A 15,766-nucleotide genomic window follows, 5' to 3' on the forward strand; every position below is an offset into this window, starting at 1 on the left:
TAAGCCCCCGCACCGCGCGCTCCCCTCCGCGACGAACACGCCTTGCAGCCGCCCACACCCATCGAACCGAGCCGAGACGCCCGCGCACCTGCGGGCGACGAGACACCTGGCGCGCCGGCAGACGCGAACGCCGCGCATGCGGGCGTCGACGAGCGCGAGCGCGAGCGCCCGCGGCCGCCCGAGCCGACCGCGGCGCGCGCGCTCCTCGCCGCTGGCATCACGACCGCCGCCGTGACGACGGTGTCTTACGCCGCGCCGAAGAGCTACGCCGGCACGCTCGTCGGCCTCACGTTCTTCGCGGCGACGTCCTGGCTCGTGCTGAGGTACGACGAGTCGACGATCCGCGCCCACGGCCTGTCCCTCGGAGGGCTCCTGGAGCCCGTGCCGCTGTCGGCGAGGCGCCTCGCCCGCGCCGCGCTCCGCGCCGTCGCCTGGGCGACGCTGGTCGCCGCGATCGTCTTCCCGCTCTTCTGGCTGGGCTACCGGCTGTACTGGGGCGCGACCTCGCCGTTCGTGCTGCGCCCGCCGCCCTCGCTCGCCGACGAGATCGCCGCGCAGCTGCTCGTGGTCGCGCTGCCCGAGGAGGCGTTCTTCCGGGGCTACCTCCAGAGCGCCCTCGACCGCGTCTTCCCGCCGCGCTTCCGCGTCGCCGGCGCGACGCTCGGCCCGGCGTGGCTCCTCTCGTCGGCGATCTTCGCGATCGGCCACGTGCTCACGATCCAGCACCCGGCCCGGCTCGCCGTCTTCTTCCCCGCGCTCCTCTTCGGATGGCTGCGGGCGCGCACAGGCGGAATCGGGGCGCCGCTCGTGTTCCACGCGGCGTGCAACCTCCTCTCCCTCACCCTCGCCCGCGGCTACGGCCTGTCACCGTGAGCGCCTCGCTCGAGGGCGCGGAGCGCGCCTTTCGCGGCGCTCCGGCGCGCCGCCGCGTCACACCGGCGGTCGCGACGTCGGAGGCGGTCGCGATGTCGGCGACGTCAGCGAGGGTGGCGGCTGCGACGTGTACGGGCCCAGCGGGAGGCCCGAACTGGAGATGCCCGCGCGCGTGTCGACCGCCCAGAGGACGATCGCGGCGACGACCGGGCCGATGAAGATCCCCGCCGCGCCGAACAGCTCGAGCCCGCCGAAGATGGCGAGGAGCGCGATGAGCGGGTGCATCCCGCCGTGCGAGCTCTGGACCCACGGCCGGATCACGTTGTCCGAGAGCCCGATGAGGACCGCCGCGGCGCACATGCCGATCCCCGCCCCGATGCGCCCGACGACGAACAGGTAGACGGCCGCACCCAGCGTGACCGGCGTGGTGCCGATCATGGGGACGAGCGAGAGCAGCGTGGCCAGGAGGCCGAGCAGGAACGCGCCCGGCACGTTGCAGACAAACAGCGCGATCGTCGTCAGCGTCCCCTGGACGGCCGCCGTCGCGAGCAGGCCGAGGACGGCGCCGTGCACCGTGTCCTGGATCGACGCGAAGAGGACGTCCGTCTCCTCGTTCCTGAACGGCGACTGCGTGAGCAGCCAGCGCAGCAGCAGGCCCCCGTCGCGGAGCAGGTAGTAGAGCGCGACGACGAACAGGAACGCGTCGACGATCGTCTGCGGCACCGCGGCGACCATGCCGCCCGCGAAGCCGGCGATCGAGCTGCCCACCCGCTCGAACAGGTTGCTCACGTACGTGCGGACATCGTCCCCGGACAGACCAGCCCTGTTGAGGAGCGCCGTTATCCTCCCGTCGTTCAGGAGGCCTTGGACCCGCTCGATCGTGTTCGACCAATCGCGCGCGAAAAAGCGGCTTATCGAGGCGGAGGCCTCGATGATGATCACCGCGAGCGGGATGCACACGAGGATGATCACGCCCACCGTCGAGATCGCGGGCGCGAACTGGCGGAAGCGGCCGAGTCGAGGCGCGAGGCGGCGCTGGAGCGGGGAGACGAGGAGCGCGACCAGACCGCCGAGCAGGACGGGGACGAGCAGCCCCTTCACCATCCAGAAGAACAGAGCGATGAGCCCCGCCCGGAGGGCGAACGACAGCCATCGATCGGACTGAAAATCTTGCTGCATCGCCGGGTGCGCTCGCTCCTGCGCCGCGCTCAGCGGCCCATCGTGGGCCAAGGTAGGGTGGGCCTCCGGCAACCACCAGCGATTTCCGCGTTGCGCAAGCGCGGCGCCGCGGTTCCAGGATACAGTCAGGCTCGGCTGACGACCGCGGGGCGCACGGCCCGCCTCCACAGCCGCATCAGCTGGAGGGAACGAGGATGAGCACGAGCGGAGGCGGAGTTCCGCCCGGAGGCGAAGGCTGGGGCAACGCAGGCGGCGGCTGGGGGTCGAGCCCGCCCGGCGGCCAGGGCGTGGCGCCGGGCGGCGGCGGCTGGGGGTCGAGCCCGCCCGGCGGCCAGGGCGTGGCGCCGGGCGGCGGTGGCGGCGCGTCCTCGTCGGGCGGATACCCGCCGCCAGGCGGGTACCCACCGCCGGGCGGAGGATACCCGCCGCCTGGCGCAGGATGGGGTGCGCCCCCCGGCGGCTACGGCGCGCCGCCTGGAGGCGGCTGGGGCCCGCCGCCGGCTCACGGCGGCGGACCGCCTCACGGCGCCCCGGCGCAGGCCTATTCCGACAAGGACCAGGCGACAGCCTTCATGCTCGCCGTGTTTCTCGGGACCTTCGGCGTCGATCGCTTCTACCTCGGCCAGACGGGGCTCGGGCTCCTCAAGCTGTTCACGTGTGGTGGCCTCGGCTTCTGGAGCCTCATCGACACGATCCTGATCGGCACCGGATCGATGCGAGACGCCCAGGGGCTCGTGCTCAGGCGCGACGCGCCCGTCGGCCACCCGACCAAGAGCCAGTCCACGCTGTTCTTGCTCTCCTATTTCCTCGGCTACTTTGGCGCAGATCGCTTTTATCTGGGACAGACCGGGCTCGGCATAGCGAAGCTCTTGACGTGCGGCGGGCTCGGCATCTGGTCGCTGATCGACATCCTCATGATCGGCATGGGCCGCTTCCGCGACGCAGAGGGCAACTCGCTGCGGTTCGAGCGCTGATCGAGGGGCACACCGGGTCAGGAGGGGAGCGAGCGGAGATACCGAGCCTCGCTGGCCGTCGCCGCGCAGCGCGCGGCGACGGGGCTACTCCAGCGCGAGCATCCGCACGGAGCGAGGCACGAGCCGCACCTCGAGCGCCCCGCGCCGCGCCTCGAAGTGCGCGTCGTCCAGCACATCGCGCGCGCGCTGGGCGCTCACGGTGACGCGCGCCACCACGTCCGCATCTCCGGGGTTCAGCAAGAAGAGCACCCGCGGCGTGCCCGACGCATCCTCGTGCAGTGTCGCAAAGACACTGTCGGGATCACACGCGAAGGCCGGCAGGCCGAGCGCGTCGATGGCGCGAGACACCGCGGCGTCGGCCGCGGCGGGGTCGTCCTGGAGGAGCGCCGGCAGGTTCTGTCCGGGGGCGAGGAGCCGCTTCAGATCGTAGGGCCGCGGCAGCTGGCGGAAGGCGCCGTCGAAGGTGGGCTCGCGGGGGCCGAGCGTGATCAGCGTCCCCTGCCGGGACGTTGCCTCCAGCCACGCGAACAGCTCCGGGCTCAGGCCGCCCGAGGTGGCGCAGATGACCCAGCGCGCCCCGACGAGCGAGATGTCGCGATCCTCGCCGCCGACGTGGGCGTAGGGGACGCCGCGCGCGTCGAGCGCCTCCTCGAACGCACGCACGAACGTGTCGGACTCCACCGCGAGGGGGTAACCGAGCCCGAGGTCGTCCTCGAGGCAGCGATCGCGGGCGCCGAAGTTCATGATCGAGAAGAACGCCCCGGTGAGCGGGCCGAAGGCATGCATCACGCGGGAGAGCCGGCGCTCCGTGCGCGGCGTGACGATGCGCACCGGCGCCGGGCGGCGGAGCTCGTGGAACCTCGTCGCCTCGAGGGCCGCGGAGAGCTTCCGCCAGAAGGCGGCGAAGGGGCGAGGGCGGCCGCGCGGATCGATCGGCGCGCCGATCCATCGGTCGCGCTCGACCGCCATGTAGATGTTGTACCCGCGCAGCCCGTACGCGAGCGCGGCCATCATCACGAACACGCTGTCGCGCTCCTCGAGCGGCGGGAAGAACGGCGGGAAGCCGGCGCCCATCTCGCACGCGAAGGGCGGCAGCGAGAGCGCCTCGCAGCGCACGGCGAGCTCGCTCGTCCGGCGGGCGAGGATCTGCCGGCTGCTCGGGCTCGCGATGCTGTAGTAGTCGAGGCCGACGAGGTCGACGACGCGCGAGATGCGCGCCGGGTTGAGCGGCGTCGCGTCCTGTCCCATCGGAAAATTGTGCATCGTGGGCAGGCCGTCGACGCCCGCCGCGGAGAGCGCCCTCGCGAAGCGCCCCATGGCGGTCTCGAGGAGGTGCTCGTGGAACTCGCTCCAGTCGAGGTGGCGCGCGAGATCGGCCGGCGTCTCGGCGTCGAACGCGACCGGCGGCGTGATCGTGGCGAACCGCAGATCGCCCTCCTCGGCCTGCGCGCGCTCGCGGGCGATCGCGCGCACGAGCGCCGCGCCGACGTCCTCGGTCGCGTCGCCCTCCGGCGCGGGCTCTACCCTCCTCGTCGCATACGCGCGCTGGAGCGCCTCGATCGTCCGGTACTTCTCGCGCAGGAAGTCGCGGTACAGGGAGATCGCGTCCGGGTGGTAATCCTGGTCGTACGCCCCGTCGCGGAAGTAGAGCGCGCCCTCGTTGTCGATCTGCAAGAGCACGATGGGCCCGTCCGGGTAGAGGTGCGGCTTCAGGACCGGGGCGAGCGCGTTGAAATAGCGGGCGACCTCGTCGTGGAATGCGTTGCTCGCGTAGCTCGGGACCGGGAACCCGTACGGCAACATCGGGAGCACGACCGGGTTGTTCCGCGCCGAGCGGGCCTGGCAGCTCGGGTCCCAGATGACGCGCTCGGGGATGCCGAAGCAGGTGAGCTCCGCGTTGATGTGCGGGCCCGGGCGGGCGATGACGTAAAAGCCGAGCTCGTGCGCAAGGCCGAGAAAGGCGCCGACGTCGCGGCGCGGATCGAGCCGGCCGAAATCGAACTGCCCCGGGCCGGTCTCGTGAACGGCCCACGGCACATAGATGTCGATCAGGTGAACGCCGAGCGAGCGCGTGGCCTCGAGACAGGCGCGCCAGTGCTGCGGGTCGAGCCGCCAGTAGTGCACGCTGCCGGCGTACAGCGGGACCAGCTTGCCGCCGATGTCCAGGCCGCCCGGGACAAGGCGTACCCCCCGCGCGAAACGTTCCTCTGGAGAGATCGCGTCCTGGGTCGTGGCCACGCGCGCGCACACTAGCAAGGATCGCGGGGAGATCGATACCGCCGCGTTCGGCCCGGCGCGCGCCGGATGGGGCGACGTCGGCTCGGTGGCTCAGCGCTCAGCGCAGGATCGCCACCGAGCGCGCCACGAAGTCGTAAACTGGCCCCCAGTAGACCCCGAGCAGCACGGTCGGAACCGCGAGCGCGCACGTCGTCGCGCCGAGCAACGGCCGCACCGGTGTGGGCTCGGTGCGATCGCTCTTGTCGAGATACATCGTGCGGAGCAGGCGCGCGTAATAGAAGAGCGAGATCACGCTGTTCAGCACGCCGACGATCGCGATAACCCAGCTCCACGCGCCCCCGACGGCGAGCAGCGCCGAGAAGAGGTAGAATTTGCCGATGAAGCCCGCCATCGGGGGCAGGCCGGTGAGCGAGACGAGGAACACGGCCATCGCCGCGGCGACGAGCGGGGCGCGGCGCCCGAGCCCCCGGAAGGCGGCGAACGTCTCGTCTCCGCCGCTCTCCTCGGCCACGGCCATCACCACCATGAACGCGCCGAGGTTCATGAAGCAGTAGGTGACGATGTAGAAGGCGATCGCGGCGACGCCGGCGACGCTGAACACCGAGAAGCCGAGCAGCATGTACCCCGCGTGCGCGATGCTCGAGTAGGCGAGCATGCGCTTCACGTTCTCCTGCTCGAGCGCCGACAGGTTGCCGACGGTCATGGTCGCCATCGCGAGGCACCCGAAGAGCACCGGCCACGGCGTCGCGACGCCGGGCGGCGCGCTCCCGGCGCCGAGCGCGTCCGAGAAGAAGCGGATCAGCACCGCGAAGCCGGCCGCCTTCGGCCCCACCGAGAGGAACGCGGTCACCGGGGTCGGCGCGCCCTCGTACACGTCGGGCGTCCACATGTGGAACGGGGCGGCGCTGATCTTGTAGCCGAAGCCCGCGAGCATGAAGGCCGTGCCGACGAACACGACCTCCGGCAGCTTGCCCTGCTGCGCCGTGAGCGCGGCGATCCGCGCCGCGCACTCGTCGAGCCGCATCGACGCGGTGATGCCGAAGATCCAGCTCATCCCGTAGAGCATGATCCCCGACGCGACGCCGCCGAAGATGACGTACTTCAGCGCCGCCTCGCTCGATTTCGCGTCGTTGATCTTGAAGCCCGCCAGCACGAAGCTGATGACGCTGACGAGCTCGAGCGACAGGTAAATGAGCAGCAGGTGGCGGCTCGCCGCCATCAGGTTCATGCCCAGCGAGAGCACGAGGATCAGCGTGAAGAGCTCGCCCGAGTCGCGGCGGAGCTCGGGCTCGATCCCGGGGGCCCGCGGGGGCACCGAGAAGAGGACGATCGCCCCGGTCACGAGCGCGAAGATCACGCGGAAGAGGTTCGAGAAGCGATCGAACGCGAGCAGCCCGTGGAAGAGCGCGCGAGGGGCGGCGTCCGTCGCCAGGAAGTACGCGCCCAGCCCGCCCGAGCAGGCGAGCGCCGCGAGGCTGAGGATCACGAGGCCGGCGAGCTTGAGGCGCGCCGGGGACGCGAGGTCCCACACGACGAGCAGCAGGGCCGCCGCGATGAGGACGAGCTCCGGCGCGAAGTAGGCGAGGCTCGCCACGTTGTCGAGGGTGCGGGGTTCCACGGCTTACCTGGCGCTGGCGAGGGCGCCCTGGCCCGGCGAGGCGCCCTCCTCCGGGGCGCCCGCGCGGGCGTACGCGGCGCCGCCCACGCTGTCTGCGCTTGGCGCGCCGGCGATCTGGGACTGCCCCGGCCTGTCGACGAGGCGGTGCACGTCGAGGGCCCCGCGATCGATGAGGCTGAGCAGCGGGCGCGGCCAGAAGCCGAGGACGAGGACCAGCGCCGCGAGCGGCGCGATCGACGCGAGCTCTCGCCCGCTGATCTCCGGGAACTTCCCGCCGAACGGCTCGAGGTACTTGCTCTGCCGCCACGACGCGCGGAACGTGCCGAGGAACATCCGCTGGAGGGCCCAGAGGTGGTAGGCCGCGGTGATGATGACGCCGACGGCGGCGAGGATCGTGAGGGCGCGGTAGCGCGGGAAGGCGCCGATGAACGTCATCGCCTCCCCCCAGAAGCCGGACAGGCCGGGCAGGCCGAGCGACGCCATGAACGCGAAGCCGACGAGCGCGGTGTAGAGCGGCATCTCCGAGGCGAGGCCGCCGAACCTGTCGATGTCGCGCGTGTGCACGCGGTCGTAGACCACGCCGACCAGGGTGAAGAGCATCCCGGTGATCAGGCCGTGGTTGAACATCTGGACGAGGCAGGCCTGGATGCCCTGCGGCGTCATCGCGCCGAGCGCCAGCAGCGTGAAGCCCATGTGGCTGACGGAGGAGTAGGCCACGAGCTTCTTCAGGTCGCTCTGCGCCATGGCGCAGAAGGCGCCATAGAGGATGTTGACCACCCCGAACACCGCCATGGCCGGCGCGGCCCACTGCGTCGCCTCGGGCAGCAGGGTGAAGTTGATGCGGAGGATGCCGTAGGTGCCCATCTTGAGGAGCACCCCCGCGAGGATCACGCTGATCGCGGTCGGCGCCTCCACGTGGGCGTCCGGCAGCCAGGTGTGGAACGGGAACATCGGGATCTTGATGGCGAACCCGACGAAGAGCCAGATCCAGACCACCTTCACCGCGGCGACGCCGAGGATCGTAAGCCCCTGCGCCGCCCAGGCGACCCGCGAGAGCTCCGGGATCGAGAAGATGCGCTCGGTGGCCTGGCCGTCGACCAGGTAGGTATGGCCGGCGTTCAGGTAGAACCAGATGAACGCGAGCAGCATGAAGACGCTGCCGGCCAGCGTGTAGAGGAAGAACTTGATCGCCGCGTACTCGCGCCGCGGTCCGCCCCAGATGCCGATGAGGAAGTACATCGGCAGGAGCATCACCTCCCAGAAGACGAAGAAGAGGAACAGGTCGAGCGCGATGAAGACGCCGAACATCCCCGTGACGAGGAGGTTGTACATCGCGAAGTAGCCCTTGAGCTGGTCGTGGACGCTGTAGCTCGCGAGGGCGCCCACGAACGAGATCAGCGCCGTGAGCAGGACCATCGAGATCGACACGCCGTCGACGCCGACGAAGTACTCGACGTTCAGCGAGCGGATCCACACGCCGTGCTCGATGAACTGGTAGCCGTCGTTCCCGTCGGCCCTGGTGAAGCCCCGATCGAACTGCGCGTAGAGCCACGCCGCGAGCACGAGGTTCACGCCCATCAGCACGACGGTCATCAGCCGGAGCTTCCTGTCGTCCTGGTAACGCAAGAGGTGCGCGAGGAAGACCGCGACCACGCCGAGCAGCGGCAGGAACGTCAGGATCGAGAGGATGTGGTCGCCGACGAAGCCAAGGCTGCTCCCGCGCTCCGCGTGGATGCCCATCGCGACGGTCCGCCCCGGCGCGGCCGCGCCGGCCGCCACCGCGTCGGACTCGACGACGACGTGCCCGTAGAGCTCCCGCGCGCGCACGCCCGCGGTCTTCCACCGGACCACGACCTTCCGGCTCGCGCCCGGCGGGAGGATCGCCGCGGTGCCGCCGCCCTCGAGCTCCACGCTGACGCCCGGCGGGACGCGCGGGTCCTCGGGGGACGTCCGCACGATCACCCGCGTCACCTTCAAGGGGCCGTCGCCCTGGTTCTCGATCGTGAACGAGCCGACGTGATCCGGCCCGCTCGCGGCGAGCTCGACCGGCGCGCCGGGCGGCTCCGCGCGCAGCGCGATCTGGCCGCGCGGCCCGGGCGCCCTCGGCGCATCGAGCGCCTGCGCCAGCGCCGGCGGCGCGGCCCCGAGCACGACGGAGAGCGCGACCAGGAGGGGGATCAGGAGCTTCATCGAGGTGGACCTGGCCGATCTCGCGAGGGCGAATCCACGGCGCATGCTGACGAGGGAGAGGTTCGACATCGGCCGTTCACCGCAGGAAGTAATGAACGATGCTGAACAAGGCGACGCCGCCCAGGAGGAAATAGACGTAGCTCTGGATGCGCCCGGTCTGCAGAGAGCGGAGCTTCGCCCCGGCGCTCAGCGTGCCCTCGGCGACGAGGTTCACGACGCCGTCGACGAGGTACCGATCGATGGCGCCCGTGACCCAGGCGGCGGCCCGGGCCAGGACCGCGACCCCGTTGACGATGCCGTCGACGATCCAGCGGTCCATCTCGGCGAAGAAGAGGCGCAGCGAGAGGGCGGCGCGCACCACCGTCGCGTCGTAGATCTCGTCGACGTAGTACTTGTTCGAGAGGAGCTGGAAGCCCGGGAGCCGCCGCTCTTCCTCGGCCCAGCGCGCGGAGCGACGCGCGCCGTAGCGGGCGCGCGCGAGCGAGAAGGCGACGACCGCGCCGCCGACGGAGAGCGCCATGAGCGCGAGCTCGAGCCCCAGCCCGTGGCGCCGGAACGAGATCTCCGCGTGAGCGAACACCGGATGGAGCCACGCCTCCAGCAGCGGCTCGCCGTGGCCGCCGACGAAGTGGCTGGAGAAGCCGAACACCGCGCCCGCGCACGCCGACAGGACCGCCAGCGCCGCGAGCACCCAGGTGATCGCCGGCGGCGACTCGTGGACCTGGGTCTCGATCTCCTTGCGGGCGTGGGGTCCCTCGAACGTCAGGAAGTAGCTCCGCCACATGTAGAACGACGTGCCGAGCGCCGCCGCGAGGCCCATCCCGTAGAGGAGCAGCCCCGGGATCGGGCCGGTGTTCTCGGTGCCGAACGCCTTCCAGAGGATCTCGTCCTTGGACCAGAAGCCTGCGAAGAACGGGATGGGCGCGGCGGTGATGGCGAGGCACGCCGCCTGGTACGTCCGCGCCGTGAGCGGCATGACGCGGCGGAGGCCGCCCATGTTGCGCATGTCCTGGGCCGCGGCCTCGTCGTGCTCCACCGCGTGCATCCCGTGGATCACCGATCCGGAGCCGAGAAACAGGCACGCCTTGAAGAAGGCGTGCGTCATCAAGTGGAACACGGCGGCCCAGTACGCCCCGACGCCGACCCCGATGAACATGAAGCCGAGCTGGCTCACCGTGCTGTAGGCGAGCACCTTCTTGATGTCGTACTGGAAGAAGCCGATCGTCGCCGCGAGGAGCGCCGTCGAGGCCCCGATCAGCGCGATGACGCCGCCCGCGACCGGGCTCAGCGAGAACAGAAAGCTGAGGCGCGCGACCATGTAAACGCCGGCCGTGACCATGGTGGCGGCGTGGATCAGCGCGGAGACGGGGGTCGGGCCGGCCATCGCGTCCGGCAGCCAGACGTGGAGCGGGATCTGGGCGCTCTTGCCGGCGGCGCCGACGAAGAGGAAGAGGCAAGCCAGCGTGATCAGCGCGACGCCGCCCCACACCGTCTTCGACTCGAGGGCATCCTTGAGGAACGCCTTGCCGCTCGCGTCCTTGATGACGAGCTGATCGTGGATCTCGCGGAACGTGACCGTCGAGCCCACGGTCGCCACCACGATCTCCTTGCCCGGCTCGACGCGCATCCGCTCGATCGCGGCGATCTCGACGCCGTCGCCCCCGATCACGGCGCCGTCGCCGGGCACGATCACCACGGAGTGCGCCCCGGCGTCGATCTCCTTGCGGATGAAGGGGGACACGCCGAACGGCCGCGGGCTCGAGGCGAGCTGAGCGGCGTCGGCGATACCGAGGTACACGCGCGCGCCGGGATGACCGGTGAAGGTGAGGTATCCCTTCGCCCCGGCGAGCGGCTGCGCCCTGCGCTCGCCCGCCTTGCCCCCGGCGCCGTCCTGCGCCCTGGCGGAGGCGCCGTGATCGCCGCGCGCCTCCGCGGCCACCGCGATGAAGCGCGCGCGGTAATCGGAGAGGAACCGGCCGTCGTCGAGCCACCTGGCGCCGAGGCCCCAGAAGAGGAGCGCCAGGCCGCACACGAAGCCCCAGTCGCCGATCCGGTTCACGACGAAGGCCTTCATGCCGGCGGAGGCCTTCTTGTAGTCGCTGTACCAGAACCCGATGAGCAGATAGCTGCAGAGGCCGACGCCCTCCCAGCCGAAGAACATCACGATGAAGTTGTCCCCGAGGACGAGGAGCAACATCGAGAAGACGAAGAGGTTCAGGTAGGTAAAGAATCGCCAGTACGCCGGCTCTGCCTCCATGTACGAGGCGGCGTAAACATGGATGAGCGTGCCGACGCCGGTGATGATCAGCGTCATGAGGCAGCTCAGCGGATCCATCACGAACGCGAAGTTCGCGTCGAGCGATCCGATGCGGACCATCTGCCAGGCGAAGCTGTAGAGCGCGCGTTCCCCCGGAGCGAGCCCGACGAGCTGGACGAAGCTCGCGAGCCCGAGAGCGAAGGCGCCCAGCATGGCGCCCACGGCGACGAGCGTGACGCCGAAGCTCCCGATGTGGAGCCGCCTCGACACGTCGCGACCGAACGCGCTCCGCTGCAACGCGCGGCCGAACAGCGCGTTGATCACCGCGCCGAGCATCGGCAGGAGCGGAATCCACCAGAGTGGCGTCAGCGCCGTGTGGACGTGCGTGACCTGGCCGGAGTAGTCGGGCATCGTTGGGGCAGCCGGTGAGAACATGGGCCGGCACGCGCGTCTTGCTCTGCAACGACCCCGCGACGTGTCAGTCGGCTCTGGTGACTCCCCCGCGGAACCGGAGGAGCCGCACGTTAATGGAGGGTCACAGGGCGGGTCAATACTTCCATCGGCCCTGTTCCACGGCGAGACGCGCTGTTTCTGCGCGTATCTCGCACCTCTGCGAGGTCAGCCGTCGGTCGTCCGCTCGGCATCGTCCTCGCGCGCGGTGCCGCCGCTCGATGACGGCGCCGCGCCGCCGAGCTGCGTCACGCGCCGGATCGCGAGCCAGAGATCCCGCCTGCCCTCGCCGGTGATCGACGAGAAGCCGATCGCGCGGCGGAGAGCGCCGCCCGCCATGCGCGGGGCCGCCGCGGACAGCTGGTCCAGCGCGCGCCGGACCGACGAGCGCTGCACCTTGTCGACCTTCGTCGCGACGAGCAGCAGCTCCACCGGCCGTCGCGCGACGTCGCGGGACGCCTCGATGAAGCGGATGAGCTCGAGATCGTCCTCCTCGAGGCCCCGCCGCGCATCGACCAGGAGCAGCACCGCGGCGAGCGTGACGCGCCCGCGCAGGTACCCCTCGATCAGCGACGCCCACGCCGCTTGCTCGGACTTCGAGCGCCGGGTGAAGCCGTAGCCCGGCAGATCCACGAGCTGGAACACCGCGCCGTCGCGGGCCCGCGCCTCGTAGAGGTTGATCTGCCGCGTCGAGCCGGGGTTCGAGCTCGTCCGGACGAGCCCTTTGCGCTCGACGAGCGTGTTGATGAGGCTCGACTTGCCGACGTTCGAGCGCCCGGCGAACGCCACCTCCGCGCTGACGGGCGGAGGGAGCGACGCGAGCGAGCCCGCGCCGGCGACGAAGGACGAGTCGACGATCTGGAACGGATCGAGCTGCCGCTCGGCGCGTGCCGTCGGAGCAGCTTGAGGCTTGGGGGCGCGGCGGGATGTGGTCACTTCGAGCGGGGCGGCTGGAACTGTGGCTTGCACTCGTCGCACTGGCAGAGCGAGCGCAGGTACCGGAAGGTGTAGATGCCCGAGTCGTGCCGATCGCCCCACGTGAACTGGAGCGCGTAGTTGCCGACCTGCTCGATCTCGCGGACGTTCAGGTCGCCGCCGGGCACGAAGTTGATCGTGCCGCCGTGCCCCTGGCAGTTCGCGCACGGGCAGTACCCGCGCAGGATCTCGTGCGGAAGGACGCTGCGGTGGCCATCGGCCCAGTGGATCTCCATCACCCGCGCGCCGTGCGGCGCCTTGACCTGAGTGGGAGTCAGCTTCGGATCCTGCGGCATCGTGCCCTTCCAGGCGACGGCAGTACCACGCCGATCCGGCGCTGCAAAGCGCCGCGGCGCGTCCACCGGGCGCCGCTCCGCTTTTCTCGGATCCCGCGGTGTCTCCGAGGTTTCCAGGGCTCCGTCAGGGCTCGATCGCCCGGCGCTCTCCGCGCCCTCCGGGGCGCCTCGGGCTAGCCGGAGCGGGAGCGGACCGCGGCTGCGTACGTCACCCTGCGGCGACCACCCGCGCATCGACGGGGGCGAGCGTCGCCTCGACGCGCTCGAGGATCCGCACGACCGCGGCGCCCTCGTCGAGCGGCGTCAGCGGCGGCGCGCGGTCCTCGACGCAGCGGAGGAAGTGCTCGATCTCCACGGAGAGCGGCTCGCGCCACGGCACCTCGAGCTCGCGCCCGGCCGGCGCGAGCTCGAGGTGCGCGGCGCGCTCGCTGGACGGCGCGCCCGCCGCGGCGCCGCGCGCGTCCAGGAACACGATGCGGTCGGGCGCGCGCACGTCGTCGAAGACCGCGACGCCCACGCTGCCGACGAGCCGGAGCCGCCGCTCCTTCGTCGGGCTCGACGAGCAGAGCTCGATCCGCGCCGCGAGGCCGCTCTCGAGGCGCGCCTCGAGCGTGACGAGCTCGCCGCACGGCGCGAGGTGGGCTCGCGCCTCGGCGAGCGGGCTCGAGTCGAGCGCCGAGAGCAACGAGAGATCGTGCGGCCCGAGCGTCCAGAGCGCCGACCGGGCCCCGCCGCCGGCGCCGGCGGCGCCGGCGCTCATCGACAGGCGCGCCGCGCTGAAGCTCACGAGATCGCCGAGGCGCCGCTCGCGCGCGAGCGCGACGAGGTGCACCACGGAGGGGTGGTAGCGGAGCAGGTGGCCGACCATGCCGATCCGGCCGAGCGCCGCAGCGCGGGAAGCGCAGCGATCGGCCTGCGCGGCGGAGAGGGCCAGCGGCTTCTCCACGAAGACGTCGGCGCCGGCCTCGAGGGCCCGCAGCGCGAGCTCGGCGTGGCTCGCCGCGGGGGTCGCGACGATCACGGCGTCCACGCGCGCGGCCAGCGCCTCGTCGATCGTGCGCACGAGCCGCGCGCGCGGGGCGAGCGCGCGCGCCTGCGAGAGGCGGCCGCGGTCGACGTCCGCCACGGCGACCACGCGCGCCCGCGCGTTCTCCGACAGCGCGCGGAGGAGCTTCTCCCCCCACCGCCCGCAGCCCACCAGCGCGACCCGGATGTTCGCGGCGCTCACGGCGCCCCCGGCGCCGCGGCGGACTCGGCCGGCCGGAGCGTGAGCTCGCCGAGGATCGCCTCGCCCTCGGCGTTGCCCGGGTGGATCGAGGGCCCGTTGATGTCGACGACGAAGTCGTACCGCGCGCGCGCCTCGCCCTCGATCGTCGCGCGCACGCGGACGTGCTGGAAGCAGGCCGACTCGGTGGTGGCGCTCCAGGCGGGCGCCTTTCCCGGGTGCCGCGCGCCGATCGCCTCCGGCACACTCCGGCCGCCCTCGGGGCGGTACTGCTGCACGATGCCGAGCGCCGCCCTGCGGTCCGAGGCGTTGAACCTCGATTGCGTCCAGAGGACCGCGCCGCCGGCGGCGGCGCTGGTGCCCACGAGCAGCAGCATCCGCACCGCCTTGCCGTAGTCCATCCGCGAGCCGTATAGCCCCGGCGCTCGAGGAGAGCCAGCCGGGGCGGCGCGCCGCCTAACCCACGAACGACCCGAGCCCGCGGAACCTGCGGTACCGATCGTCGACGAGCTCCTCCGGCCCGAGCCCGTCCATCGACGTGAGCGTCGCCCAGAGCGCCTTGTCGAGCCGCACCGCGGCGTCGTCGTGATCCTGGTGCGCGCCGCCGGTCGGCTCCTCGACGATCGTGTCCACGACGCCGAGCTGCAGCAGATCCGGCGCGGTGATCTTGAGCCGGGCCGCGGCCTCATCGGCGCGGGAGCCGTCCTTCCAGAGGATGGCCGCGCAGCCTTCCGGCGAGATGACCGAGTAGCAGCTGAACTCGAGCACCAGCACCCGGTTGGCGACGCCGAGCGCCAGCGCGCCGCCCGAGCCCCCCTCGCCGATGACGGTCGCCACGATCGGCACCCCGACCCGCGCCATCGCGGCGAGCGCGGCGCCGATCGCCTCGCTCTGGCCGCGCTCCTCGGCGCCGATGCCCGGGTAGGCGCCCATCGTGTCGATGAACGTCAGGATCGGCAGCCCGAACCTGTCGGCCATCTCGTAGAGCCGGATGGCCTTCCGGTAGCCCTCCGGGTGCGGCATCCCGAAGTTGCGCTTCACGTTCTCCTTGGCGCCGCGCCCCTTCTGGTGGCCCACCACCACCACGCTCCGCCCGTGGTACGTCGCGAGCCCGCCGACGATGGAGCAGTCGTCGGCGAAGCGCCGATCGCCCTTCAGCTCGACCCAGTCGGTGAACAGCCGCTTGATGTAATCGAGCGTGTACGGCCGGTTCGCGTGCCGCGAGAGCAGCACCTTCTGCATCGGCGTGAGGCCCGCGAAGATCTCGCGCGCCAGCCGGCCCGTGTTGTCCTCGAGCTGGGCGAGCTCCGGCTCGAACCGCGGGTCCGCCGCGGCGAGCGCGCGCAGCTCCCGCACCTTCTCGATGAGCTCTGCGACAGGTTTCTCAAAGGGTAGGATCGAAGCAGCCACGGCCCGGACCCTAACGCTGCAGCGGGCGGACGGCTACGGCGCTGTGCTGCCGCGCTGCATCGTCCACGGGATGACGCGCGC

General features: G+C 71.5%; 12 protein-coding genes. 2 read left to right on the forward strand and 10 right to left on the reverse strand.

The annotated features are described in order from the left end of the window. Positions 1-42: 42 nt before the first annotated feature. Positions 43-873: a myxosortase MrtC gene (gene mrtC / locus WMF12_RS39825; protein WP_437853631.1), complete on the forward strand. Its 831-nt coding sequence runs from the start codon at positions 43-45 to the stop codon at positions 871-873. 57 nt (positions 874-930) lie between these two features. Here mrtC and WMF12_RS39830 read toward each other — a convergent pair whose 3' ends face one another. Further along, positions 931-2,052: an AI-2E family transporter gene (locus tag WMF12_RS39830; protein ID WP_437853633.1), complete on the reverse strand. Its 1,122-nt coding sequence runs from the start codon at positions 2,050-2,052 to the stop codon at positions 931-933. Positions 2,053-2,246: 194 nt separating this feature from the next. On the opposite strand from WMF12_RS39830, the gene WMF12_RS39835 reads away from it, so the two are divergent. Further along, on the forward strand, positions 2,247-3,026 hold the full coding sequence (locus WMF12_RS39835) for a TM2 domain-containing protein (protein ID WP_437853635.1): 780 nt from the start codon (positions 2,247-2,249) through the stop codon (positions 3,024-3,026). A gap of 84 nt (positions 3,027-3,110) precedes the next feature. Here the strand turns inward: WMF12_RS39835 and WMF12_RS39840 are convergent, their stop codons facing one another. The 9 genes from WMF12_RS39840 to WMF12_RS39880 all read right to left on the reverse strand — a co-directional run bounded on the left by WMF12_RS39840 (position 3,111) and on the right by WMF12_RS39880 (position 15,685). After that, the gene (locus WMF12_RS39840) at positions 3,111-5,264 is read right to left on the reverse strand and encodes a beta-galactosidase (RefSeq protein ID WP_437853637.1); all 2,154 of its coding nucleotides are present in this window, start codon (positions 5,262-5,264) and stop codon (positions 3,111-3,113) included. Positions 5,265-5,361: 97 nt separating this feature from the next. After that, the gene (locus WMF12_RS39845; protein WP_437853639.1) at positions 5,362-6,882 is read right to left on the reverse strand and encodes an NADH-quinone oxidoreductase subunit N; all 1,521 of its coding nucleotides are present in this window, start codon (positions 6,880-6,882) and stop codon (positions 5,362-5,364) included. Positions 6,883-6,885: 3 nt separating this feature from the next. Further along, the gene (locus tag WMF12_RS39850; RefSeq protein ID WP_437853641.1) at positions 6,886-9,141 is read right to left on the reverse strand and encodes a complex I subunit 4 family protein; all 2,256 of its coding nucleotides are present in this window, start codon (positions 9,139-9,141) and stop codon (positions 6,886-6,888) included. Positions 9,142-9,148: 7 nt separating this feature from the next. Continuing rightward, the gene (locus tag WMF12_RS39855) at positions 9,149-11,740 is read right to left on the reverse strand and encodes an NADH-quinone oxidoreductase subunit L (RefSeq protein WP_437853643.1); all 2,592 of its coding nucleotides are present in this window, start codon (positions 11,738-11,740) and stop codon (positions 9,149-9,151) included. A 207-nt stretch (positions 11,741-11,947) separates the two neighbouring features. Further along, positions 11,948-12,715 (reverse strand): ribosome biogenesis GTP-binding protein YihA/YsxC, encoded by a 768-nt coding sequence (gene yihA / locus WMF12_RS39860; protein WP_437853645.1) that lies wholly within the window; start codon positions 12,713-12,715, stop codon positions 11,948-11,950. After that, the gene (locus WMF12_RS39865; protein ID WP_044966844.1) at positions 12,712-13,050 is read right to left on the reverse strand and encodes a gamma-butyrobetaine hydroxylase-like domain-containing protein; all 339 of its coding nucleotides are present in this window, start codon (positions 13,048-13,050) and stop codon (positions 12,712-12,714) included. The genes yihA and WMF12_RS39865 overlap by 4 nt, the downstream gene beginning before the upstream one ends. Before the next feature lie 208 nt (positions 13,051-13,258). Beyond that, positions 13,259-14,278, reverse strand: coding sequence for a Gfo/Idh/MocA family protein (locus WMF12_RS39870; RefSeq protein WP_437853648.1), 1,020 nt, complete (start codon positions 14,276-14,278; stop codon positions 13,259-13,261). Beyond that, entirely contained in the window at positions 14,275-14,676 is a 402-nt protein-coding gene (locus WMF12_RS39875; protein ID WP_437853650.1) for a hypothetical protein, read from the reverse strand. Before WMF12_RS39875 ends, WMF12_RS39870 begins: the two co-directional genes overlap by 4 nt. A gap of 55 nt (positions 14,677-14,731) precedes the next feature. Further along, complete coding sequence (locus WMF12_RS39880) at positions 14,732-15,685, reverse strand: acetyl-CoA carboxylase carboxyltransferase subunit alpha (protein ID WP_437325460.1); 954 nt, start codon at positions 15,683-15,685, stop codon at positions 14,732-14,734. Between the last annotated feature and the right edge of the window lie 81 nt (positions 15,686-15,766).

This window comes from Sorangium sp. So ce363 (assembly GCF_051520435.1).
GTDB lineage: Bacteria > Myxococcota_A > Polyangia > Polyangiales > Polyangiaceae > Sorangium > Sorangium cellulosum_B.